The 21,830-nt window shown below is 66.1% G+C and carries 23 protein-coding genes; 19 read left to right on the forward strand and 4 right to left on the reverse strand.

The window, feature by feature from the left end:
* The first annotated feature begins 31 nt into the window (after positions 1-31).
* Both panC and ACFB49_RS20085 read left to right on the forward strand, forming a co-directional pair.
* Positions 32-877, forward strand: a complete 846-nt coding sequence (panC, locus tag ACFB49_RS20080) for a pantoate--beta-alanine ligase (RefSeq protein WP_380873194.1) — start codon at positions 32-34, stop codon at positions 875-877.
* A gap of 158 nt (positions 878-1,035) precedes the next feature.
* Positions 1,036-1,332, forward strand: a complete 297-nt coding sequence (locus tag ACFB49_RS20085) for a hypothetical protein (protein WP_380873195.1) — start codon at positions 1,036-1,038, stop codon at positions 1,330-1,332.
* A 6-nt stretch (positions 1,333-1,338) separates the two neighbouring features.
* Here ACFB49_RS20085 and ACFB49_RS20090 read toward each other — a convergent pair whose 3' ends face one another.
* Together ACFB49_RS20090 and ACFB49_RS20095 are read right to left on the reverse strand one after the other, a co-directional pair.
* The gene (locus tag ACFB49_RS20090) at positions 1,339-2,022 is read right to left on the reverse strand and encodes a Fe2+-dependent dioxygenase (RefSeq protein ID WP_380873196.1); all 684 of its coding nucleotides are present in this window, start codon (positions 2,020-2,022) and stop codon (positions 1,339-1,341) included.
* Positions 2,023-2,035: 13 nt separating this feature from the next.
* A complete protein-coding gene (locus ACFB49_RS20095; protein ID WP_380873199.1) occupies positions 2,036-2,791 on the reverse strand; it encodes an energy transducer TonB in 756 nt (251 codons plus the stop codon).
* 248 nt (positions 2,792-3,039) lie between these two features.
* Here ACFB49_RS20095 and ACFB49_RS20100 point away from each other — a divergent pair, with 248 nt between their 5' ends.
* The 8 genes from ACFB49_RS20100 to ACFB49_RS20135 all read left to right on the forward strand — a co-directional run bounded on the left by ACFB49_RS20100 (position 3,040) and on the right by ACFB49_RS20135 (position 8,897).
* Positions 3,040-3,681, forward strand: coding sequence for an energy transducer TonB (locus tag ACFB49_RS20100; protein WP_380873201.1), 642 nt, complete (start codon positions 3,040-3,042; stop codon positions 3,679-3,681).
* Positions 3,682-3,784: 103 nt separating this feature from the next.
* Positions 3,785-4,111, forward strand: coding sequence for a hypothetical protein (locus ACFB49_RS20105; protein ID WP_380873203.1), 327 nt, complete (start codon positions 3,785-3,787; stop codon positions 4,109-4,111).
* Between the two features lie 19 nt (positions 4,112-4,130).
* A complete protein-coding gene (gene ribD, locus ACFB49_RS20110; RefSeq protein WP_380880050.1) occupies positions 4,131-5,078 on the forward strand; it encodes a bifunctional diaminohydroxyphosphoribosylaminopyrimidine deaminase/5-amino-6-(5-phosphoribosylamino)uracil reductase RibD in 948 nt (315 codons plus the stop codon).
* 9 nt (positions 5,079-5,087) lie between these two features.
* Entirely contained in the window at positions 5,088-5,696 is a 609-nt protein-coding gene (locus ACFB49_RS20115; protein ID WP_380873205.1) for a riboflavin synthase, read from the forward strand.
* The gene (gene ribB, locus ACFB49_RS20120; protein ID WP_380873207.1) at positions 5,686-6,834 is read left to right on the forward strand and encodes a 3,4-dihydroxy-2-butanone-4-phosphate synthase; all 1,149 of its coding nucleotides are present in this window, start codon (positions 5,686-5,688) and stop codon (positions 6,832-6,834) included. The genes ACFB49_RS20115 and ribB overlap by 11 nt, the downstream gene beginning before the upstream one ends.
* A 5-nt stretch (positions 6,835-6,839) precedes the next feature.
* Positions 6,840-7,262, forward strand: coding sequence for a 6,7-dimethyl-8-ribityllumazine synthase (gene ribH, locus ACFB49_RS20125; RefSeq protein ID WP_380873209.1), 423 nt, complete (start codon positions 6,840-6,842; stop codon positions 7,260-7,262).
* Positions 7,263-7,270: 8 nt separating this feature from the next.
* Positions 7,271-8,245, forward strand: coding sequence for a glucokinase (locus tag ACFB49_RS20130; RefSeq protein WP_380873211.1), 975 nt, complete (start codon positions 7,271-7,273; stop codon positions 8,243-8,245).
* Complete coding sequence (locus tag ACFB49_RS20135) at positions 8,229-8,897, forward strand: GntR family transcriptional regulator (RefSeq protein ID WP_380873214.1); 669 nt, start codon at positions 8,229-8,231, stop codon at positions 8,895-8,897. The genes ACFB49_RS20130 and ACFB49_RS20135 overlap by 17 nt, the downstream gene beginning before the upstream one ends.
* 29 nt (positions 8,898-8,926) lie before the next feature.
* On the opposite strand, the gene ACFB49_RS20140 is transcribed toward ACFB49_RS20135, so the two are convergent.
* The gene (locus ACFB49_RS20140) at positions 8,927-9,634 is read right to left on the reverse strand and encodes a hypothetical protein (RefSeq protein ID WP_380873217.1); all 708 of its coding nucleotides are present in this window, start codon (positions 9,632-9,634) and stop codon (positions 8,927-8,929) included.
* Positions 9,635-9,787: 153 nt separating this feature from the next.
* Here ACFB49_RS20140 and ACFB49_RS20145 point away from each other — a divergent pair, with 153 nt between their 5' ends.
* Entirely contained in the window at positions 9,788-10,306 is a 519-nt protein-coding gene (locus ACFB49_RS20145) for a hypothetical protein (RefSeq protein ID WP_380873219.1), read from the forward strand.
* A 9-nt stretch (positions 10,307-10,315) separates the two neighbouring features.
* On the opposite strand, the gene ACFB49_RS20150 is transcribed toward ACFB49_RS20145, so the two are convergent.
* Complete coding sequence (locus ACFB49_RS20150; RefSeq protein ID WP_380873220.1) at positions 10,316-11,740, reverse strand: short-chain fatty acyl-CoA regulator family protein; 1,425 nt, start codon at positions 11,738-11,740, stop codon at positions 10,316-10,318.
* A 47-nt stretch (positions 11,741-11,787) separates the two neighbouring features.
* Between ACFB49_RS20150 and ACFB49_RS20155 the strand changes: the two genes are divergently transcribed.
* The 8 genes from ACFB49_RS20155 (at position 11,788) to ACFB49_RS20190 (ending at position 21,808) form a co-directional block, all read left to right on the forward strand.
* Positions 11,788-13,335, forward strand: a complete 1,548-nt coding sequence (locus ACFB49_RS20155) for an acyl-CoA carboxylase subunit beta (protein WP_380880052.1) — start codon at positions 11,788-11,790, stop codon at positions 13,333-13,335.
* Between the two features lie 122 nt (positions 13,336-13,457).
* The gene (gene mce / locus ACFB49_RS20160; protein WP_380873222.1) at positions 13,458-13,895 is read left to right on the forward strand and encodes a methylmalonyl-CoA epimerase; all 438 of its coding nucleotides are present in this window, start codon (positions 13,458-13,460) and stop codon (positions 13,893-13,895) included.
* 112 nt (positions 13,896-14,007) lie between these two features.
* Positions 14,008-14,784: an enoyl-CoA hydratase-related protein gene (locus tag ACFB49_RS20165; protein WP_380873224.1), complete on the forward strand. Its 777-nt coding sequence runs from the start codon at positions 14,008-14,010 to the stop codon at positions 14,782-14,784.
* Position 14,785: 1 nt separating this feature from the next.
* On the forward strand, positions 14,786-16,942 hold the full coding sequence (gene scpA, locus ACFB49_RS20170; RefSeq protein WP_380873226.1) for a methylmalonyl-CoA mutase: 2,157 nt from the start codon (positions 14,786-14,788) through the stop codon (positions 16,940-16,942).
* Between the two features lie 145 nt (positions 16,943-17,087).
* Positions 17,088-18,083, forward strand: coding sequence for a biotin synthase BioB (gene bioB / locus ACFB49_RS20175; RefSeq protein WP_380873228.1), 996 nt, complete (start codon positions 17,088-17,090; stop codon positions 18,081-18,083).
* Entirely contained in the window at positions 18,080-18,631 is a 552-nt protein-coding gene (locus ACFB49_RS20180) for a hypothetical protein (protein WP_380873230.1), read from the forward strand. The genes bioB and ACFB49_RS20180 overlap by 4 nt, the downstream gene beginning before the upstream one ends.
* A 22-nt stretch (positions 18,632-18,653) precedes the next feature.
* Complete coding sequence (locus ACFB49_RS20185; protein WP_380873232.1) at positions 18,654-20,636, forward strand: acetyl-CoA carboxylase biotin carboxylase subunit; 1,983 nt, start codon at positions 18,654-18,656, stop codon at positions 20,634-20,636.
* A gap of 74 nt (positions 20,637-20,710) precedes the next feature.
* Positions 20,711-21,808: an HPP family protein gene (locus tag ACFB49_RS20190; RefSeq protein WP_380873233.1), complete on the forward strand. Its 1,098-nt coding sequence runs from the start codon at positions 20,711-20,713 to the stop codon at positions 21,806-21,808.
* Positions 21,809-21,830 lie beyond the last annotated feature (22 nt).

The following is a 21,830-nucleotide window of genomic DNA, read 5'->3' on the forward strand; positions in this document are numbered from 1 at the left end:
GTGTCCAGCGCTTATCGGAGGTTCCCTGCCCGTGCAAATCGTTCGTACTGTCGCAGAGCTTCGCGAGCGGCTGGCCGGGCTCCGCGCGGATGGCGGCCAGGTGGCGCTGGTGCCGACGATGGGCGCGCTCCACGCCGGCCATCTCGCGCTGGTGACCGAAGCAAAGGCGCGGGCGGCGCATGTCGTCGTCTCGATCTTCGTCAATCCCACCCAGTTTGCCCCGCATGAGGATTTCGATGCCTATCCCCGGCGCGAGGCGGCGGACGCGCGCTTGCTCGAAGCCGCCGGCGTCGCCGTGCTGTGGGCGCCGACGGTCGCGGAAATGTATCCGCAGGGTTTCGCCACCAATATTTCCGTGTCGGGTGTCAGCGAAGGGCTCGATGGCGCGGCTCGTCCGGGGCATTTCGATGGTGTCGCGACAGTCGTCGCCAAATTGTTCGCGCAGGTCCGTCCCGATTTCGCATTGTTCGGTGAAAAGGATTATCAGCAACTTGCGGTGATCCGGCGGATGGCGGCCGATCTCGATACCGGGATCGAGATTGTCGGCGTGCCGACCCAGCGCGACGATGACGGCCTCGCTCTATCCTCGCGCAACGCCTATCTCAGCGATGAGGAGCGCCTGGCCGCTCGCGCATTGCCGCGTGCGCTGGGGGAAGCCGCCGCGGCGCTCACCGCCGGCGCGGATGTGGCCGAAACGCTGGCGGCCGGCCGCCGCCGACTCGCCGAGGCCGGATTCGACCCGATCGACTATTTTGCGCTCTGCGACGCGGCGGCGCTCGCCCCGCTCGATCGTTTCGATCGGCCGGCACGCCTGCTGGTGGCGGCGCGGATTGGCCGCACCCGGCTGATCGACAATCTCGAAGTATCCGTGGCCTGACATTAAGTTGGCGCGTCGGTTTTGCTTGAGATTGCGCCAAATAGGGCGCGCATCCTCGCTTTGTCGACTTGATGCCGACTTAGAGGCAATTGCGCGTTAACCATTTGTTTCGAGATGATGGTGAGAGTGCGCCCCATGGAAACGGCAGGAGCCGAAACATGGGACATAGTCTTGCGACCGCGAAGTTTCTGATCGAGAGCCGTCTGGCGGACGCCGGGCGTGGCGATGTTGGCGCTTATTTCGATCTTGGCATGGCTTATTCCACCGGCACCGGTGGCGCCGATGTCGATCTGATCGAAGCGCATAAATGGTTCAACCTCGCCGCGGTGGCGGGCATGGTTCATGCGCAAGAATGCCGCGCCGAGATTTCCGAGGACATGACCGCGCGTGAAATTGCCGAGGCCCAGCGCCAGGCCCGCGCCTGGCTGCAACTCACCACCCGCCGCGCCGCCTGAAACCGCTCAGGCGTCCGCCCAGCGGCGCAGCAGATTGTGATAGACGCCGGTCAGGCGGATGATGGCGGGATCGTCCTGCCCTCGGTCGACCGCGATCGTCTGGATCGCGCTGTCGAGATCGAACAGGGTTCGACGCGCGCTGTCGTCACGGACCATGCTCTGGATCCAGAAGAAGCTCGCCACCCGCTCGCCGCGCGTGATCGGCTCGACGCGGTGCAGGCTCGACGCCGGATAGAGGATCATGTGACCCGCGGGCAGCTTCACTGCCTGCACGCCGAACCGGTCCTCGATCACGAGTTCACCGCCGTCATAGCTGTCCGGCTCCGCCAGGAACAAGGTCGCTGATAGGTCGCTGCGCATGCGGAAATCGCTGCCGCGCTGGATCCGCACGGCATTGTCGATATGCGTGCCGAACGTGTCGCCCAGCCCATAGCGGTTGAATAAGGGCGGATAGACCTTGAGCGGCAGCGCGGCCGCCACGAACAGCGGCGAACGGCCGAGCGCATCGAGGATGATGCCACCCGCTTCACGCGCCGCGGCTGAGTCCTCGGGCAATTGCGTATTGCGTTTCGCCAGCGCCGATTGGTGGCCGGACGTCACATTGCCGTCCACCCAATTGGCCGCGTCGATCAGCGCGCGCGCACGGGCGAGGCTGGCCGCGTCCAGCAGGTTCGGGATGGCAATCAACATAAGGGCGATGGGCTCAGGTCTTGATGATGAAGGGTATCTCGACGATGCCGCGGACCATCATGGCCTGGCCGCTGCGCATCGTTGGGGACCACCGCCACCGCTTTACCGCTTCCAGCGCCGCCTCGTCGAGCCTCGCGAAGCCGCTCGATTTCTGCACGCTGATCTGGCTGACCGCGCCGTCCATGCCGAGCAGCAGGTTGAGCACGACCACGCCCTGCTCCTTCTTGCGTCGCGATTCGGTCGGATAACGGGGCGGCTTGTAGGAGATCATGTTCGACGAAAGGTCGCCGGCGCTGACAGGGGCAGCCGGCGCGACCGGCGCCGCGGGCGCGACGATCGCCGATTGCGGCGGGGGCGGGGTGGCGGTCGTGGTCACTGGTGGCGGCGGTGCCAAGGTCTGCACGATCGGCACGGGCGCCACCACGACTGGCTGGACCGGCTTCGCAGGCTCCACCTTCTGTTCGGGCGGGGCGGGCGGGGGCGCCGGCGGCTCGACGATCAATTCCACGACCAGCGGCGCGCGCTTCTGCTGCTTGATCGGGATGACGTTCATCTGGATCAGGGCGGCCAGCAGGCCGATATGGATCAAGGCCACAGCACCGATTGCCACGAAATTGGGACGCTGGCGCTCGCCAAATCGAGACGGCACCGGTTCGGGGCCGCGCCGGAGCGACGCCTGATCGGGCGTTACGGGAAAGGAAGCGTGGAAGGTCGCGTCACGACGGACGTCACCGGCACTGGCGCTTTCGCGCAGGGACATCGTGTGCATTCGCCTCACCCTCGCCGCCCACAGGAGCGGGCGATTCCATGATTCCACTGCTCCGGCCGTTACCGCGAATACTATTGCGGATCAATCGCAGAAAGAAATGCACCAGATGGGATGGCCGGAACGATGTCCTCTGCCCCTTTCAAAATCCCTCTTTCCAAGCGAAAGAAACAGTATATCATCTCGGTTACAGTGTAACATCACTGGCGGCGTCCGCGCTGCGGCCGCCGTAAGACCAGACGGAGGATGTCATGCAGCAGCAGGGTGGATTCCTCGACCAGGGCAACAAGAGCCCAACAAGCATGATGCTCGTCGCGGGAATGCATGTCGCGGCGATCGGCGCGCTGATCCTGTTCCCGCCGAAATTCATCAGGGAAACGCCTACGGTCCTTACCGGTTATATTGTGCCGCCCGATGAGCCGCCCCCGCCCAATCCACCGCCGCCGTCCTCCGATCCCAAAAGTCGGGACCAGTTGCCGATTACCAACGTGTCGCCGATCGTTGAGACGGGTGCGACCACGGAGCCGACAATTCCGACGCAGGGACCGATCACGCCGCCATTCCCCGGTCCGATCACCGAGCCGATTCCCGATCCTACGCCTCCTGCTCCAATTCTGGCCGACGCAACAGTCGATCCCCGTGCACCCTTCCAGCCGAGCTACCCGCCTCGGCTTGCGCGGCAGGAGATCAACGGCAATGCGGTGGTCCGCGTGCTCATCGGCAGCGATGGCCGGGTCAAGGCGGTCGAGATGGTGTCCGCCACCGATCCCGAATTCTTCGAGGCGACGAAGAAGCAGGCGCTCCGCTTCTGGCGCTTCAAGCCCGCGACCCGCGACGGCCTAGCGGTCGAAAGCTGGCGGACGATGACGGTGCGCTTCGAAATGAAGGCATGACGTCATCACCCCGGCCGGTTTCCCCAGCCGGCCGGGGCCCAAGCTGGGGCGGGCCCGGGCCGGGGGCTGGCGCAGCCCGCCGCCAGGGCCTATCTAGGCGCGCATGGCCATTCCTCGCCCTTCCAAGCCCTCAGTCGTCTGGCGCGACTTTCGCGCCTTCATGGCCGGTGGCCAGCGGCACAAGCTCTTGATCGGGCTGGTTTCGATCCTCATGCCCGCTCTTCTGATCGCGGGCTTCTATGTCGATTCCCGCCGCGATCCGCCCAAGCCGGAAATGTATTTCATTCCCAGCTGGCCGGTGACGCGCACCGATGCGGAAATCATCGCCCAGCAGAAGATCGACCAGAAGAAGCTGGAGGAAAGGCGCGAGGCCAAGCGCATGGAATATCAGCGGCTGGCGGACCAGCTCGGCATCAAGGTTGACCGATAAGGCGACAGATGCGCGCTGGATGAAGGCCGCGCTGGGGCTGGCAAGCCGCGGCCGTGGCCGCACCGCGCCCAACCCCGCCGTCGGCTGCATTCTCGTCAACGAAGGTCGCGTTGTCGGCCGCGGCTGGACCCAGCCCGGCGGTCGCCCCCATGCCGAAGCGATGGCGCTTGAGCAGGCCCGGGATGCCGCCCGCGGTGCCACCGCCTATGTCACGCTCGAACCCTGCGCGCATCAGAGTGCCCGCGGCCCGGCCTGTGCCGACAGCCTGATCGCGGCCGGCGTCGCCCGCGTCGTAGTCGCACTTGGCGATCCCGATCCGCGTACCAACGGCCAGGGCATCACTCGCCTCCGCGCTGCGGGCATCACGGTCGATGTCGGGGTGCAGGCAGAGGGAGCCGCGCGATCGCTGGCTGGCTTTCTCACCCGCCAGCGCCTCGGCCGCCCGCATGTTACCTTGAAGCTCGGCCTGTCGCTCGACGGCTGCATCGCCATGGCATCCGGTGAAAGCCAGTGGATCACCGGCCCTGCCGCCCGCGCTCACGCCCATCTCGAACGCGCGCGTGCCGATCTGATCCTGGTCGGCCGCGGCACGCTCGAAGCCGATCGGCCACGCCTCGATGTCCGCCTTCCCGGCCTCGAAGACCGCTCGCCGATGCGCGCCGTGCTTGGTCATGGCACTGCGCCCGATGGCTGGCTTGCGCTGGACGGGCCCGAGGCGATCGCCGACACCACGGCGCTCGACGTGCTGGTAGAAGGCGGTGCCGGCGCCGCCGCGGCTTTCCTGGCTGCCGATCTGGTCGATCGGCTCCTGATCTATCGTGCGCCGATCCTGATCGGCGGCGGCCGGCCCGGCGTCGCCGACATCGGCCTCGTCCATCTGGGGGAGGCGCATGGCCGCTGGCGGCTCCATGACGCGCGCACGCTTGGCATTGACCGGCTTGAGGTCTACGAGCGCGTCCGAGGATAGGGCCCTTTCATGTTCACTGGAATCATTACCGACGTCGGCACCATCGAATCGACCGAGCAGCGCGGCGATCTGCGCGCCCGCGTCGCCACCACCTATGATACGGCCGGCGTCGATATGGGCGCGTCGATCGCCTGTTCGGGCGCCTGCCTGACGGTCGTCGACAAGGGGCCCGGCTGGTTCGCCGTTGATATTTCCGCCGAAACCGTCGCGCGCACCGCGCCCGGCCGCTGGACGGCGGGCGAGCAGCTCAACCTCGAACGTGCGCTCAAGGTTGGCGACGAGCTCGGCGGCCATATCGTCACCGGCCATGTCGATGGCGTCGGCACCATCGCCGCACTCGAGTCCGAAGGCGATTCGACCCGGCTCACCATTGCCGCGCCGCGTGCTCTTGCGCCCTATCTCGCGGCCAAGGGCTCGATCGCGCTCGACGGCATCTCGCTCACCGTCAACAGCGTCGAGGATACGGCCGATGCCGCCCTCGTCGGTATCAACATCATCCCCCACACCGCCCAGATGACGACCTTCGCGAAGCTCGCAGTCGGCCGGCCGGTGCATATCGAAATCGACATTCTCGCCCGCTATCTCGGGCGGATGGAGCAACTACGTCATGTCCAGTAATCCAGAGCTTTCGCGCCTGCGCCACGCCTTCCTCTCCACGCCCGAGGAGATCATCGACGAGGCGAAGAATGGCCGCATGTTCATCCTCGTCGATGATGAGGATCGCGAAAATGAAGGCGATCTCGTCATCCCCGCGCAGATGGCGACGCCGGACGCGATCAACTTCATGGCCAAGCATGGCCGCGGCCTGATCTGCCTGGCGATGTCCAAGGAACGGGTCGACCAGCTCGGCCTCAACCTGATGAGCCGCCACAACGGCACGCGCCACGAAACCGCCTTCACCGTTTCGATCGAGGCGCGCGACGGCGTTTCGACCGGCATCTCGGCCGGTGATCGCGCCCGCACCATCGCCGTCGCCATCGATGCCTCGAAAAGCGCTGAACATATCGTCACCCCCGGCCATGTCTTCCCGCTGGTCGCGCGCCCCGGCGGCGTCCTCGTCCGCGCCGGCCATACCGAGGCGGCGGTCGACGTGTCGCGCCTCGCCGGCCTCAACCCGTCGGGCGTGATCTGCGAGATCATGAAGGATGACGGGACGATGGCGCGTCTCGACGATCTCGTCGCCTTCGCCCAGCTCCACAATCTCAAGATCGGCACGATCCGCGATCTCATCGCCTATCGCCGTCGCCATGACCATAATGTCGAAAAGGTCGCCGAGACCAAGTTCGACAGCCGCTATGGCGGCGAATGGCGGGCGATCACCTATCGCAACAAGGCGGTCGGCACCGAAACGCTGGCGCTGGTGAAAGGCCGTATCGATGCTGACAAGCCGACGCTGGTCCGCATGCACACGCTCAACATCTTCAGCGATTCGCTTGGCGAACTCAGCGATCGGTCGGGCATGCTGCAGGGTGCGATGCGCGCGATCGGCGATGCCGGTTCGGGCGTCGTCGTCATCATCAACCGCGCGCTGGTCAACGCCATGTCCACCGTCGTGCGCGCCCGCGCCGAGGGCAAGGGCCCGGATTCGGAGGATATGAACGAACTGCGCGATTACGGTATCGGCGCGCAGATTCTCGCGGAACTCGGCATCCACGACATGACCCTGCTCACCAATTCGCACCATACGCTGGTCGCGCTGTCCGGCTACGGCCTCAACATCGTCGGCGAACAGCCGATCTCGAGCGAAGGGCTCTGAATCTCATGGCGAAGGTGCTGATCGTCGAGGCGCGCTTCTACGACCATCTCAACGATCTCCTCCTCGACGGTGCCCGCACCGCGATCGAGGAGGACGGCCACAAGCATGAGACGATCACTGTCCCCGGCGCGCTTGAAGTGCCGGGCGCGATCGCGATGGCGGCGGAAAGCGGTCGCTATGACGCCTTCGTCGCGCTGGGCGTGGTGATCCGCGGCGAGACCTATCATTTCGAAGTGGTCTCGAACGAAAGCGCGCGTGGCCTGATGGCGCTCACCATGGATGGTATCGCCATCGGCAACGGCATCCTGACGGTGGAGAATGAAGCCCAGGCGCTGACCCGCGCCAGGAAGGACGAGAAGGACAAGGGCGGCGAGGCGGCGAAGGCGGCGCTCACCATGTTGCGCCTGCGCGAACGCTTCGAGGCCTGAGCCAGACGATGGAGATCGTCGCGGGGGATATCGGCGGAACCCACGCGCGCTTCGCCTTGGCGCGGATCGAACAGGGCCGCGTCGTCGCGCTCGACGATCCCGTCACGCTGCGCACTACCGATCATGCCAGCCTGCCGCTTGCCTGGGCGGCCTTCGCCGAACGGATCGGCCGGCCCTTGCCGCGCGCGGCGGGCATCGCCATCGCCGCGCCGATCCGCGGTGAGACGCTGAAGCTCACCAACAATAGCTGGGTGATCCGCCCCGCGACGCTCGCGTCGGATCTTCATGTCGATGCGGTGACCCTGATCAACGATTTCGGCGCGGTCGGCCATGCCGTCGCCCATGCCGGCCCGGAACATTTCGTCCATATTGCCGGGCCGGATCAGCCGCTGCCCGCCGATGGCGTGATTTCGATCGTCGGCCCCGGCACCGGACTCGGCGTTGCCTATCTGCTGCGCCGCGATGGCCGCCAGTTCGTTGTCGAGACGGAGGGCGGTCATCTCGATTTCGCGCCGCTCGATTCGGTCGAGGAGGCGATCCTCGCTCGCCTCCGTGCCAAACATCGCCGCGTTTCGGCTGAACGGGTCGTCGCCGGCCCTGGCCTGGCCGAAATCCACGCGACGATTGCCGCGCTCGAAGGCCAGCCCGTCCTGGCGGGCGATGACAAGATTTTATGGACCGCAGCCTTCGACGGCAGCGATCCGCTCGCCACGGCCGCGCTCGATCGCTTCTGTCTCTCGCTCGGTGCCGTCACCGGGGACATCGCGCTCGCCCAGGGCGCCAATGCGGTCGTGCTCGCCGGCGGCATCGGCGCACGGCTCAAGAATCATCTGCCGCGATCGGGCTTCGCCGGGCGCTTCCTTGCCAAAGGGCGATATGAAGCGATGATGGCGGCGATGCCGATCAAGCTCATCACCCACCCGCAACCGGGCCTGCTCGGCGCCGTGGTCGCCTTTGCCGAACAGCATGGCGATCGCGCCTGACGCCGACAACGAGGTTGGCGCCACGCTGCGCGCCGCCGTTTATGACGAGCTTCGCCATCGCCTGATCACCGGCCGGATCGCGCCCGAAGTGCCGATCTCCACCCGCGGCCTCGCGCAGCAATTGGGCGTCAGCCAGATGCCGGTTCGCGATGCGCTGAGCCGGCTTGCCGCCGAAGGCGCGGTCGCCATCCGCTCCAAGCGCAGCATCACCGTGCCGCCACCGACTGTCGCCCGGCTCGACGAGATCATGCGCGCGCGCCTGCTGATCGAGCCGGAGGCGGCCGCCTTGGCGCTGCCCTTCCTCGACGCGGCGACGCTCGAACGGTTGCGCGAGGCCGATGCCGCGCTTGATGCCGCGCTCGAACGCGGTGACATCCACGGCTATATGGAAAGCAACTGGCGCTTCCATTTCCTGATCTACAACGCCGCACCGGGAACCCTGCTGCCCCGCATCATCGAGACGTTGTGGATGCAGTTCGGCCCGCTGATGCGCGCGGCCTATGGTCGCATCGGCACCACCAAACTCACCGATCAGCATCACCGCGCCATCGACGCGATCGCCCGTCGCAGCGAACCCGCGCTCCGCGCCGCCATCGCGGCAGACATCGCCGATGGCATGGCGCTGATCGGCGGGTTGGAGAGCGACGCCTGATCCTCCCGTATCGGGAGGATTAAGGGCTCTTACTTCACTGCCTTGGGCATCGCCGCCAGCAATTCGTCCACCGTGCTCGGCCGCACCGGCAGTTCGAACCGTTCATGGTTGAACTCGGCCTTCTCGACATAGCGGAGCTGGAAGCGCCCACCGACGTCGATCGGCGTGCCGAGCGCGAAGATAGCACGCGTTTCCTCGATGAACTCGGCGGCCGCGCTCCCCATCAGCGGAGCGCCGGGAATGATCGCGGCGTGCATGAACTGTTCGAGCGCGCGGCCGACCGGCTTCAGATCCTCGTCCGCGCTCATCACATATTCCGCCGGCTGGCCCTGCGCGCCGCCGAAGCCGCCCATCGTCCACACGATTCCCTTGCGCCCGCCGACTGTCCGCTCGCCCTTCCGCGCCATGTCCAGCTTCACCGCCGGCCGCGCCGGGCCGTCATGCGTCAGCGCATCGCCGAAGATCGGCGGCATCGCCTTGTCGATCGCGGCGGCGACATCCACGGTCCGCGCCGCCATCCACTGATCCTGCTGGCGCGACACGACATAGAATTGGCCGCCCAGCATCAGCCCGAAGCTCGTATCCCCGGATTCCGCGATCCGCACGTCGCCGGTATCGGCCACCTCGATCACCAGCGTCTTATTCTCCTCTGCCGATCCATAGACCGCGCGCAGGCCGGCATGAGCGGGGGCAGCAAAGGCAAGCAGGGCGAACAAAGCGAGGATCAGGCGGGGCATCGTCAACTCCGGTCAGGCGCTCCTCCATGCCTGCCGCCCGCCGCCAAGTCGAGCGCAGCGCTTGGCCGGCTCGGCGGAAACATCGTCGTTCCCGGTGGTTGACGGCGATACCGCTGCAATTCAGTCTCCGCCGGCAAAGAAGGAGGACAAGCCATGCGTCGTCGCCTTTCCCTTCCGATCCTTGTGTCTTTCGTCGCCGCCGCCAGCCCGGCACTGGCCCAGGACGTGTCCGATCTTGTCGGGGCGCGCGGGTCGTCCGGCGAAATGGAGCTTGAACAGCGCGGCTTTTCGATCGCGCAGCAGAAGGGGTTGACGACCTGGTGGTGGAATCCGCGCAGCCAGAGCTGCGTCCGGGTGGTGACCGCCGATGGCCGCTACAAGACGGTCGCGCCCGACAGCGCAGGCGCCTGCGGCCAGACAGACCAGGCGAGCGCTGCGCCTGCAAGTGGCGCGGCATCGGGCAACGTCACGCCTGCCCAGATGCCCCGCTTCTGCAAGGGCGCCGCGGCCGAGAAATTCGGCCAGTCGCCGCAGAATATCAGCACGCAGATGCCGATCCCGGATCATGGCATGTATTCGGTCTTCGGCCAGTTCCCGCCCAACGGCGCCGGCACCGTCTTCATCTGCACCTTCACCCGCGACGGCAAGCTGGTCGGCGTCGATCGGGAATAGCCGTCGCCCTCACACCACCCGGTAAGGCACCACGTCTCGGATGTCGGGGTCGACCAGGATCGCCCGGTCCGATGGCGGGAAGGCGCGCTGGTCGCAGTCGGGGCGGGGGCAGAGGCGGCAGGAGATGCCGATCGGGGTCGCCGCGGCGCGGTTGGCGACGTCGAGGCCGTCGGCATAGATGAACTCGGCCGCGTGATCGACTTCGCAGCCCAGCGCCACGGCGTAGCGGCGGGGGCTGCGCGCATAGCTGCCCGAGGGTTTCACCAGCCCCTTGGCCATCTGCACATAGCGCACGCCATCGGGCGTCTCGGCCAGCTGGACGAGCACGCGATCGGGGATCGCCACCGCTTCATGGACGATCCACAGCGGGCATGCGCCGCCGAAGCGCGCGAATTGCAGGCGCGTCGCCGAGTGGCGCTTGGTGATGTTGCCCGCCATATCGACCCGGCAGAAGAAGAAGGGGATGCCGCGTGCGCCCGGCCGCTGCAGTGTCGACAGGCGGTGGCAGGCCTGCTCGAAGCTCACCCCGAAACGCTGGCCGAGCCGGTCGATATCGTGGCGCAGCGCGCGCGCGGTCTCGCGAAAGCGGCCATAGGGCATCAGCAGCGCGCCCGCGGCATAATTGGCGAGGCCGACCGCCAGCAAGGTCTGCGCCTCGTCCGACCGCAGCTCCGCCTGTTGCGAGACCAATGCGATCGGCCAGCGAAATTCGAGCAAAGCGAGCTGGTGCGCGAGCGCGAAACGGCGGGTTTCAGGCGGCAGCGCGCGGCCAAGCGTCAGCAGCCCGCGCTTCGCGTCGAAGCGTCGCATCGCCGCGGCTTCGTCGTCGGAGGAGAGCAGGTCGACGCCGTGCCTTTTCTTCAGCACATGCGCGATCATCCCTTCGCTTAAGGGTTGCGCGTCGAGCTCGTCGGCCAGCGCCTCGGCGGCACGGTCGATCGGGTCGACATAATTGCCGGCGAGGTGGAACCAGTCGCGCACCTCCTCCCAGGGCAACCGCTCGCCACCGCCGACGCCGGCGCTGATCGCTTCATCCTCCATCTGCCGCCGTTCCTCGGTCTGGCGCCAGGCGCTGTGGAGGCGCAGGAAGCGCGTCGCGAGATCGGGCTGCTGGTCGACGGCGCGGTGCAGCGCCTCGGGCCGCGGCAGATCGGCGAACAGCGGGTCGGCCATCGCTTCGCGCATCGCCGCCAGCCGTGATCCCGCATCCTCCGCGCCGCCGGTCCAGTCGATCGGGAAGGCGCGGGCGAGCGCATCGGCGACCTTGCGCGTCACCGGCCGGTCGTCATTTTCGAGCTGCGACAGATAGCTGACGGAAATGCCGATCCGCTGCGCCATCGCGCCCTGGCCCAGTCCCGCTTGCCGCCTCAGCGCGCGCAGCTCCGCACCCGCGAACAGGCGATGGCGGCGTGCGGCTGGGGCTTCGCCTCCCATCTCCGGCGCCATTTGCAAAATCCTCCTTCGCAATTTTGCAAATTCACATTTGCCTTGCCGCTCTAACCTTGAAAAGGGGAGCATCAAACCGATTCGAACGAAGCGAGGAACGATGCTGGCGATTTTGCAGAAGCTCGAAGAGAAGCGCGCAGCGGCGCCTCACCGCGCGCGAGCGGATCGAGGTGTTGCTCGACGAAGGCTCGTTCGAGGAAGTCGACACCTATGTCGAACATAATTGCGTCGATTTCGGCATGGATGCGCAGCACATCCCCGGCGACGGCGTCGTCACCGGATCGGGCACGATCAACGGACGGCTGGTCTTCGTGTTCAGCCAGGATTTCACCGTCTTCGGCGGCTCGTTGTCTGAACGGCACGCGCAGAAGATCTGCAAGATCATGGATATGGCGCTGAAGGTCGGCGCCCCCGTCATCGGCCTCAACGATTCGGGCGGCGCCCGCATCCAGGAAGGCGTCGCCTCGCTCGGCGGCTATGCCGAGGTGTTCCAGCGCAACGTGCTGGCATCGGGCGTCGTCCCGCAGATCAGCCTTATCATGGGTCCGTGCGCCGGCGGCGCGGTCTATTCGCCGGCGATGACCGACTTCATCTTCATGGTGAAGGACAGCTCGTACATGTTCGTCACCGGCCCCGACGTGGTGAAGACCGTCACCAACGAGGTCGTGACGCAGGAGGAGCTGGGCGGCGCCGTCACCCACACCGCCAAGTCGGGAGTCGCCGACGTCGCGTTTGAAAATGACATCGAGGCCTTGCTCGCGACCCGCGATTTCTTCGATTATCTGCCGCTCTCCAACCGCGAAGCGGTGCCGGCGCGGCCGAGCGACGATCCCTGGGACCGGATCGAGGACAGTCTCGATACCCTGATCCCGGACAGCGCCAACAAGCCCTATGACATGAAGGAGCTGATCACGAAGGTCGTCGACGAAGGCGATTTCTTCGAGGTCCAGCCCACCCATGCCGGCAACATCATCACCGGCTTCGGCCGGATCGAAGGGCGCACTGTCGGCATCGTCGCCAACCAGCCGATGGTGCTGGCGGGCTGCCTCGACATCAACTCGTCGAAGAAGGCCGGCCGCTTCGTCCGCTTCTGCGATGCGTTCGATATCCCGATCATTACCTTCGTCGACGTGCCCGGCTTCCTGCCCGGCACCGCGCAGGAGCATAACGGCATCATCAAGCATGGCGCGAAGCTGCTGTTCGCTTATGCCGAAGCAACCGTGCCCAAGATCACCGTCATCACCCGCAAGGCCTATGGCGGCGCCTATGACGTCATGAGCTCCAAGCATCTGCGCGGCGATTTCAACTATGCCTGGCCGACCGCCGAAATCGCGGTGATGGGCGCCAAGGGCGCGGTGGAGATCATCTTCCGCAAGGATATCGGCGAGCCGGAGAAGATCGCGGCGCGCACCGCCGAATATGAAGCGCAGTTCGCCAACCCGTTCGTGGCCGCGTCGAAGGGCTTCATCGACGAGGTGATCATGCCGCATTCCACCCGCCGCCGGATCGCGCTCGGCCTGCGCAAGCTGCGCAACAAGCAGCTCGAAAATCCGTGGAAGAAGCACGACAATATTCCGCTGTGATTAGGTTCCCCTCCCGCTTGCGGGAGGGGGTAGGGGTGGGCTCGCGCTCGCCGCAGACGATGCATCCCGCGACGGAAGGGCCCACCCCCGGCCCCTCCCGCAAGCGGGAGGGGAGTTAAGTCATGAAACTCGGCCGTTTGAACCATGTCGGCGTTGCCACGCCGTCGATCGAGGCGTCGATCGCTTATTGGCGCGACGTAATGGGCGCGGTGAAGATCCACGAGCCGTTCGACATGCCATCGAACGGCGTGAAGGTCTGCTTCGTCGATACGCCGGGCGAAAACGGCACCCATGGCACCCAGATCGAGCTGATCGAGCCGCTCGGCGCCGACAGTCCGATCCACGGCTTCCTCGCCAAGAACCCGGCCGGCGGCCAGCATCATATGTGCTACGAAGTGCCCGACATCCACGAAGCCCGGAAGTGGTTCGAGGGGCTGGGCAAGAAGATACTCGGCGACACCCGCATCGGCGCCCACGGCACTTTGATCTTCTTCGTCCACCCCAAGGATATGGGCGGCGTGCTGACCGAGATCATGGAAACGTCGAAGGACGCGCATTGATGCACCCGGCCACCTCTCCCCGTTCGTCCCGAGCGCAGTCGAGAGACGTGCCCCAAGCGACGCGCCAATGTGTCTCGACTTCGCTCGACACAAACGGAGAGGTTCTGAACGCATGACCTACGCCAACATCCGCTACGACCTTGCCGACAATGTCGCGACGATCACCCTGAACCGCCCCGATCGCCTGAACGCGATCACCCCGGCGCTGTTCGAGGACGTGTCGGCCGCGCTCGATCAGGCCGTGGCGGAGGGCGCGCGCTGCGTGCTGCTGACCGGCGAGGGCCGCGCTTTTTGCTCGGGCGCCGATCTCCAGGCCGAAGGCGGTTTGCCCGAGGATCCGGGCGAACTGCTCGACAGCCATTACAACCCGCTCGCGGAAAAGTTTGCCGCGCTGCCCATCCCCGTCGTCAGCGCGATCAACGGCCTCGCGGCCGGTGCCGGCTGCTCGGTCGCCTTGTGGGGCGATTATGTCCTCGCCGCCCGCTCGGCCTATTTCCTGCTCGCCTTCGTCAATATCGGCCTTGTCCCAGATGCCGGCGCGACCTGGCTGGTAGCCAAGGCTGTCGGCCGCGCCCGCGCGCTGGAAATGACGATGCTCGGCGAACGCGTGCCAGCCGAAAAGGCCGCGGAATGGGGCCTCATCAACCGCGTCGTCGAGGATGTGGTGTTGATCGAGGAGGCCCGCGCGCTCGCCACCCGTCTCGCCAACGGTCCCACGCTGGCTATGGCGCTGATCCGCCGTTCGGTCCGCCACGCGCTCACCGATGATCTCACCCCGGTCCTGACCCGCGAACGCAATGACCAGAAGACCGCCGGCGCCTCTGCCGATTTCAAGGAAGGCGTGCTCGCTTTCCTCGAGAAGCGCCCCGCCCGTTACGAAGGCAAGTAAGATGACCGATAAGACGCCGGAAAAGACTTTGGCCGATTGGCAGACCGCCGCCGCCAAGGAAGTGAAGGGCAAGGATCTGACTTGGGCCACGCCGGAAGGTATCGCCGTCAAGCCGCTCTACACGCCTGAGGATGTGGCCGATATCGATCCGGGCCTGCCGGGTTTCGCGCCCTTCACCCGCGGCGTCCGCGCATCCATGTATGCCGGCCGCCCCTGGACGATCCGCCAATATGCCGGCTTCTCGACGGCCGAAGCCTCCAACGCCTTCTACCATCGCAATCTGAAGGCCGGACAGAAGGGCCTGTCGGTCGCTTTCGATCTCGCCACCCATCGCGGCTACGACAGCGATCATCCGCGCGTCACCGGCGATGTCGGCAAGGCCGGCGTGGCGATCGACACGATCGACGACATGAAGATCCTGTTCGACGGCATTCCGCTCGATCAGATGTCGGTGTCGATGACGATGAACGGCGCGGTCATCCCGATTCTCGCTTTCTTCATCGTCGCTGGTGAGGAGCAGGGTGTGCCCCGCGCGCAGCTCGACGGGACCATCCAGAACGACATCCTCAAGGAGTTCATGGTCCGCAACACCTACATCTACCCGCCCGAACCGAGCATGCGGATCATCTCGGACATTTTCGGCTACACCAGCCGCGAGATGCCGAAGTTCAACAGCATCTCGATCTCCGGCTATCATATGCAGGAAGCCGGGGCGACGCAGGTGCAGGAGCTCGCCTTCACCATCGCCGATGGCCAGGAATATGTGAAATATGGCGTGGCCTCGGGCCTCGACATCGACAAGTTCGCCGGCCGTCTGAGCTTCTTTTTCGCGATCGGCATGAACTTCTTCATGGAGATCGCCAAGCTCCGCGCCGCGCGCGTCCTCTGGCATCGGGTGATGACCAACCTCGGCGCCAAGGATGAGCGCTCGAAGATGCTGCGCACCCACTGCCAGACCTCCGGCGTCTCGCTCACCGAGCAGGACCCCTACAACAACGTCATGCGCACCACGATCGAGGCGATGGCGGCGATGCTGGGCGGCACCCAGTCGCTCCACACCAACGCGCTTGATGAAGCGATCGCGCTTCCCACCGATTTCTCCGCCCGCATCGCGCGCAACACGCAGATCGTGATCCAGGAAGAAACCGGCATGTGCAATGTCGTCGATCCGCTCGGCGGCAGTTATTATATCGAAAGCCTGACGCAGCAGCTCGTCGACAAGGCGTGGGAGATCATCGAACGCGTCGAGGCCGATGGCGGCATGGCCAAGGCGGTCGCGGCCGGCTGGCCCAAGGCGATGATCGAGGAAGCCGCTGCCGCCAAGGCCGCGCGGATCGACCGCAAGGAAGAGATCATCGTCGGCGTCAACAAGTATCGGCTGGCGCAGGAAGATCCGATCGACATTCTTGACGTCGACAACCATGCCGTCCGCGAAGCGCAGATCGCCCGCATCAGGAAGGTGAAGGCCGGGCGCGACGAAGCCGCGTGCCAGGCCGCGCTCGATGCGCTGCGCGAAGGCGCGCGGGGCAGTGGCAATCTGCTCGAACTCGCCGTCGAATGCGCGCGCAAGCGGGCGACGCTCGGCGAAATCTCCGCCGCCATGGAAGATGTGTTCGGCCGCTACGGCACCAGCCCGACCCCGGTGAAGGGCGTCTATGGCGGCGCTTATGGTGATGATGCCCGCTGGGCGCAGCTCGTCGACGGCGTTGCCACCATCGGTCGTCGCAAGGGCCGCAAGCCGCGGATGCTCGTCGCCAAGATGGGCCAGGACGGCCATGATCGCGGCGCCAACCTCGTTTCCTCGGCGTTCGGTGATCTCGGTTTCGAGGTTGTCGCCGGCCCGCTGTTCCAGACACCGAAGGAAGCCGCGGACCTCGCCATCAAGTCGGACGTCGATGTCGTCGGCGCCTCGTCGCTCGCGGCCGGGCACAAGACCTTGATCCCCGAACTGATCGGTCTCCTCAAGGAAGCCGGCCGGTCGGACATCAAGGTCGTCGCCGGCGGCGTCATCCCCGCGCAGGATTATCAGTATCTCCGCGATGCCGGCGTCCAGGGCATTTTCGGCCCCGGCACCAATCTGGTCGATGCGGCCGGCGAAGTGCTCCGCCTGCTCGGCCACAATGTCCCGCCCGAAGGCATCAGCGAGGCGGCGGAGTGAACCACCTCACCCACAATAACCGTCACCCTGAACTTGTTTCAGAGCCTGCCCCGGACTTGATCCGGGGGTCCATCGCGCGGAATGCGCAGCCATCGCCCATGAAGGGATGGATGCTGACGTCCGCTCAGCACGACGGAGATATTGTATGACTGAACCCCGCACCGACTGGACCCGCGAGGAGATCGCCGATCTGTTCGATCTGCCCTTCATGGAACTCGTGTTCCGGGCGGCCGAAACCCATCGCGCGCACCATGACGCGAACGCCGTCCAGCTTTCGACGCTGCTCTCGATCAAGACGGGCGGCTGCGTCGAGGATTGCGGCTATTGCAGCCAGTCGGCCAGCCATGAAACCGGCCTGAAGGCCACCAAGCTGATGGATTCGCGGGCGGTGCTGCAGGCGGCGGCACAGGCCAAGGATCATGGCTCGTCGCGTTTCTGCATGGGTGCGGCCTGGCGCGAGCCCAAGGACCGCGACATGCCTGCCATCGTCGAGATGGTGAAGGGCGTCCGCGCGATGGGCATGGAAACCTGCATGACGCTCGGCATGCTGAGCGAGAAGCAGGCCAAGCAGCTCGCCGATGCCGGCCTCGATTATTACAACCACAATATCGACACTTCGCCTGAGAATTATGCGAACGTCATCACGACGCGCAGCTTCCAGGATCGCATCGACACGCTCGATCATGTCCGCTCGGCCGGCATCAATGTCTGCTGCGGCGGCATCGTCGGCATGGGCGAGAAGCGCGAGGATCGCGTCGGCTTCCTTCATGCGCTCGCGACGATGGAGCATCCCGAAAGCGTGCCGATCAACGCGCTCGTGCCGGTCAAGGGCACGGTGTTGGGCGACATGCTCGCCGATACCCCGCTCGCCAAGATCGACGAGATCGAATTCGTCCGCACCGTTGCGGTTGCCCGCATCACCATGCCGCGCTCGATGGTCCGCCTGTCGGCCGGGCGCGAGAGCATGTCGGAAAGCACGCAGGCGCTCTGCTTCCTTTCCGGCGCCAATTCGATCTTCACCGGTGACAAGCTGCTGACCGCGCCCAATGCCGGCGACGATAATGATGCTGCGATGTTCGCGCGGATGGGGATCAAGGCGATGCCGGCCGAGGCACCGCGGGTGGCGGTCGCCGCCGAATGATCCTGCCCGCGCTTCTCCTGATGCTGCAGGCCGCGGCTTCGCCTCCCCCGGCGAAGCCCGCGACGCCGCCGCCATCGTCCGTGGAGAAGCTCAAGACGATCGATACCGCGCTCGCACTCGAAACCTTCAAGGCCACCTGTTGGGAAGCGTTCCGCGATCCCGAAGTCTTTCACGCGGCCATCGCTATGGCGCCTATCCCTTTGGCCTTGCAGCCGAAATCGGCGCAGCCCGGCGAATCCTACAAGGCGGATGAGGCGCTTCTCACCTACGTCGCCAGTGACAACCTGCCTCTCAACATACCCTCGCGCCAATGCACGCTGCGCGTCCGCTTGAATGGCACGGCCGATCAACTCGCGCTTGCAGCGCGCGTCCAGCAGGCGCTGGCGTTGCCCGCCGGGCGCACCCGCACCAGCGCCGCCCAGTCCCAGACCGAATGGAATGTCGCCGGCACCGACCGCCGCGTGACCCGCCTGTTCGCCACCACCCGCGCCGCGCCCGGCGGCACCACGGAACTGCGCCTTGCCGCGCTGCTCCTGGCCCAGAAGTAGAGAGACGGAGAGAAGCGTCCCGATGTTCAAGAAAATCCTGATCGCCAATCGCGGCGAAATCGCCTGCCGCGTGATCCGCACGGCCCGCGCGATGGGCATCAAGACGGTTGCCGTCTATTCGGACGCCGACGCCCGTGCCAAGCATGTCGAGATGGCCGACGAGGCTGTCCGCCTCGGCCCGCCGCCCGCATCGGAGAGCTATCTTCTTGCCGACGCGATCATCGCGGCCTGCAAGGCGACCGGCGCAGAGGCGGTTCATCCGGGCTATGGCTTCCTGTCCGAACGCACCAGCTTCGCCGAGGCGCTGGAAGCGGCCGGCATTGCCTTTATCGGCCCGCCGGTCGGCGCGATCGCCGCGATGGGCGACAAGATCGAATCGAAGAAGCTGGCGTTGAAGGCCGGGGTGAACGTCGTCCCCGGCTTCGTTGGCGAGATCAATTCGACTGATCATGCGGTCGAGATCGCCAACGGCATCGGCTATCCGGTGATGATGAAGGCGTCCGCAGGCGGCGGCGGCAAGGGCATGCGCCTCGCTTTCTCCGAAAAGGACGTCCGCGAGAATTTCGAGAGCGTGAAGCGCGAAGGCCTGTCGAGCTTCGGCGACGATCGCGTCTTCATCGAGAAGTTCATCGAAAGCCCGCGCCACATCGAGATCCAGGTGCTCGGCGACAAGCACGGCAACATCCTCTATCTCGGCGAGCGTGAATGCTCGGTGCAGCGCCGTCACCAGAAGGTGGTGGAAGAAGCGCCGTCTCCCTTCGTCACGCCGGAGATGCGCAAGGCGATGGGCGAGCAGGCCGTCGCCCTTGCGCGGGCGGTTGGCTACCATTCGGCCGGCACCGTCGAACTGATCGTCTCCGGTGCCGACAAGACCGGCCAGGGCTTCTACTTCCTCGAGATGAACACCCGCCTGCAGGTGGAACATCCCGTCACCGAATATGTGACCGGCCTCGATCTCGTCGAACAGATGATCCGTGTCGCTTATGGCGAGAAGCTGGCCTTCACCCAGGATGATGTGAAGCTCACCGGCTGGGCGGTCGAGAACCGCGTCTATGCCGAGGATCCCTATCGCGGCTTCCTGCCGTCGACCGGCCGCCTCGTCCGCTATCGTCCGCCCGCGACGTCGGAGAATGTCCGCGTCGACGACGGTGTTACCGAGGGCGCCGAAATCTCGATGTTCTACGATCCGATGATCGCGAAACTCATTACCTATGGCGAGACGCGCGAGCAGGCGATCGACCGGCAGATCGACGCGCTCGATCGGTTCGAGATCGACGGCATCGGCCATAATGTGGATTTCCTCTCGGCGCTGATGCAGCACCAGCGCTTCCGCGACGGCCGCCTCACCACGGGCTTCATCGCCGAAGAATATCCCGAGGGCTTCCAGGGTGCGCCGACAGGTGAGGGCCTGACCGCGCGGTTGTCCGCGGTCGCGGGCGTGATCGCCACGGTGGAGGCGGCGCGCGCCAGCCTGATCGACGGTCAGCTCAACGGCCCGGCCCCTGCGCCGACCGATTGGGTTGTGAAGCTCGACGGTGCCGAGCATCGCGTCGCCATCGCCGGCGAAGCGGTGGAAGTCGACGGCAAGGCCGTCGTGGTCGATGCGGCTTATGTTCCCGGCCAGCGGCTGGTGGAGGCGATCGTCGACGGCGAGACGCTGGCGGTGCGTGTGCAGCGTCGTCGCGATGGCTGGCGTTTCACCACGCGCGGCGCGAGCCACAATCTCACCGTGCTGCCGCCGCGCATCGCCGATCTGTCTCACCACATGATCGAGAAGGTGCCGCCGGATCTGTCCAGGTTCCTGCTGTGCCCGATGCCGGGCCTGATCACCGCCATCCACGTCAAGCAGGGCGACAAGGTCGAGGCCGGCCAGCCGCTTGCGGTGGTCGAGGCGATGAAGATGGAAAATATCCTCCGCGCCGAAAAGGCCGGCACGGTTTCCAAGGTCGCGGCTGCGGCAGGAGACAGCCTGGCGGTCGACGCGGTGATCCTCGAGTTCGAATAAGGCGGGGCTCGAATAAGGCGATCAGGCGGCCGGCTCCGGTTGCACGGGGCCGGCCGATCGCCCAAGGGCAATCCATGCCTTTCACGCGTCTCTTCGCGCCCCTCTCGCCTGTCGGGCGGCTAGGCTGGCTCCGTGCCTGCCTGGGCGCGCTGTGCGGCATCATCCTCACCGGGCTCGTCTGCCGGCTGTGGCTGGGCAACGACAGCGCGCTCCCCATCCTGATCGCGCCGATGGGCGCGTCCGCGGTGCTGCTGTTCGCGGTGCCGGCAAGCCCGCTCGCCCAGCCCTGGTCGATCATCGGCGGTAATACCATTTCCGCGCTGGCGGGCATCGGCGCGGCGATGCTGGTGCGCGATCCGATCTATGCGGCCGGCCTCGCGGTCGCGCTGGCGATCGGGGCGATGAGCCTGGCCCGCTGCCTCCATCCGCCCGGCGGCGCGGTGGCGCTGACCGCGGTGATCGGCGGCCCCGCCATCCACGCCGCCGGCTTCTCCTTCGCGCTGGTGCCGGTCGCGCTCAACACCGCGCTGCTGCTGGCGCTGGGCTGGCTGTTCAACAATGCCACGCGTCACTCCTATCCGCATCGCGCGCAGAAGGTGTCGCGCAACACCCATGGCACCGCCGATCCGCCGCCGCAGGAGCGCGTCGGCTACACCGCCGCCGACATCGATACCGTGCTCGCCCGCTATGACGAGCTGCTCGACGTCAGCCGCGACGATCTCGACGCCTTGTTCCGCCAGGTCGAGGCCCAGGCGCACCGTCGGCTCCATGGCGAGATACGCTGCGAACGGATCATGTCGCGTGACGTGATCCGTGCGACGCCGGAAGAAGGCGTCGGACAGGCCCGCGATCGCCTGCTCACCCGCAGCATAGGTGCGATGCCGGTGGTGGAAGGTGAGGGCGTCGTGGTCGGCCTTGTCGGCCATGCCGAGTTGCTCGCGGGGGCAGGGCGCACGGTCGGTGAGGTGATGGCGACCAACCCCTGCCTCGTCTCCCCGGACACGCCGATCGACGAACTGCTACCCGCGCTTTCAGGCGGCCTGTTTCACGAGGCGATCGTCGTGGATGGCGAAGGCCGTCTCGCCGGCATGATCACGCAGACCGATCTGCTGGCGGCCTTGTGGCGCGGTCACGTTGCCGAGCGCGTCGCCGGGGTGGCGCCGCAGGCGTGACAGCGCACATCGTCCGTCCTCC

Source organism: Sphingomonas sp. DBB INV C78 (genome assembly GCF_042693015.1).
Lineage (GTDB): Bacteria > Pseudomonadota > Alphaproteobacteria > Sphingomonadales > Sphingomonadaceae > Sphingomonas_E.

Excerpts from the sequence above, each read along its gene's own strand:
- ACFB49_RS20085 (WP_380873195.1), top strand. The coding sequence starts at position 1,036 with ATGGGACATAGTCTTGCGACCGCGAAGTTTCTGATCGAGAGCCGTCTG.
- ACFB49_RS20090 (WP_380873196.1), bottom strand. The coding sequence starts at position 2,022 with ATGTTGATTGCCATCCCGAACCTGCTGGACGCGGCCAGCCTCGCCCGT.
- ACFB49_RS20095 (WP_380873199.1), bottom strand. The coding sequence starts at position 2,791 with ATGCACACGATGTCCCTGCGCGAAAGCGCCAGTGCCGGTGACGTCCGT.
- ACFB49_RS20100 (WP_380873201.1), top strand. The coding sequence starts at position 3,040 with ATGCAGCAGCAGGGTGGATTCCTCGACCAGGGCAACAAGAGCCCAACA.
- ACFB49_RS20105 (WP_380873203.1), top strand. The coding sequence starts at position 3,785 with ATGGCCATTCCTCGCCCTTCCAAGCCCTCAGTCGTCTGGCGCGACTTT.
- ribD (WP_380880050.1), top strand. The coding sequence starts at position 4,131 with ATGAAGGCCGCGCTGGGGCTGGCAAGCCGCGGCCGTGGCCGCACCGCG.
- ACFB49_RS20115 (WP_380873205.1), top strand. The coding sequence starts at position 5,088 with ATGTTCACTGGAATCATTACCGACGTCGGCACCATCGAATCGACCGAG.
- ribB (WP_380873207.1), top strand. The coding sequence starts at position 5,686 with ATGTCCAGTAATCCAGAGCTTTCGCGCCTGCGCCACGCCTTCCTCTCC.
- ribH (WP_380873209.1), top strand. The coding sequence starts at position 6,840 with ATGGCGAAGGTGCTGATCGTCGAGGCGCGCTTCTACGACCATCTCAAC.
- ACFB49_RS20130 (WP_380873211.1), top strand. The coding sequence starts at position 7,271 with ATGGAGATCGTCGCGGGGGATATCGGCGGAACCCACGCGCGCTTCGCC.
- ACFB49_RS20135 (WP_380873214.1), top strand. The coding sequence starts at position 8,229 with ATGGCGATCGCGCCTGACGCCGACAACGAGGTTGGCGCCACGCTGCGC.
- ACFB49_RS20140 (WP_380873217.1), bottom strand. The coding sequence starts at position 9,634 with ATGCCCCGCCTGATCCTCGCTTTGTTCGCCCTGCTTGCCTTTGCTGCC.
- ACFB49_RS20145 (WP_380873219.1), top strand. The coding sequence starts at position 9,788 with ATGCGTCGTCGCCTTTCCCTTCCGATCCTTGTGTCTTTCGTCGCCGCC.
- ACFB49_RS20150 (WP_380873220.1), bottom strand. The coding sequence starts at position 11,740 with ATGGGAGGCGAAGCCCCAGCCGCACGCCGCCATCGCCTGTTCGCGGGT.
- mce (WP_380873222.1), top strand. The coding sequence starts at position 13,458 with ATGAAACTCGGCCGTTTGAACCATGTCGGCGTTGCCACGCCGTCGATC.
- ACFB49_RS20165 (WP_380873224.1), top strand. The coding sequence starts at position 14,008 with ATGACCTACGCCAACATCCGCTACGACCTTGCCGACAATGTCGCGACG.
- scpA (WP_380873226.1), top strand. The coding sequence starts at position 14,786 with ATGACCGATAAGACGCCGGAAAAGACTTTGGCCGATTGGCAGACCGCC.
- bioB (WP_380873228.1), top strand. The coding sequence starts at position 17,088 with ATGACTGAACCCCGCACCGACTGGACCCGCGAGGAGATCGCCGATCTG.
- ACFB49_RS20180 (WP_380873230.1), top strand. The coding sequence starts at position 18,080 with ATGATCCTGCCCGCGCTTCTCCTGATGCTGCAGGCCGCGGCTTCGCCT.
- ACFB49_RS20185 (WP_380873232.1), top strand. The coding sequence starts at position 18,654 with ATGTTCAAGAAAATCCTGATCGCCAATCGCGGCGAAATCGCCTGCCGC.
- ACFB49_RS20190 (WP_380873233.1), top strand. The coding sequence starts at position 20,711 with ATGCCTTTCACGCGTCTCTTCGCGCCCCTCTCGCCTGTCGGGCGGCTA.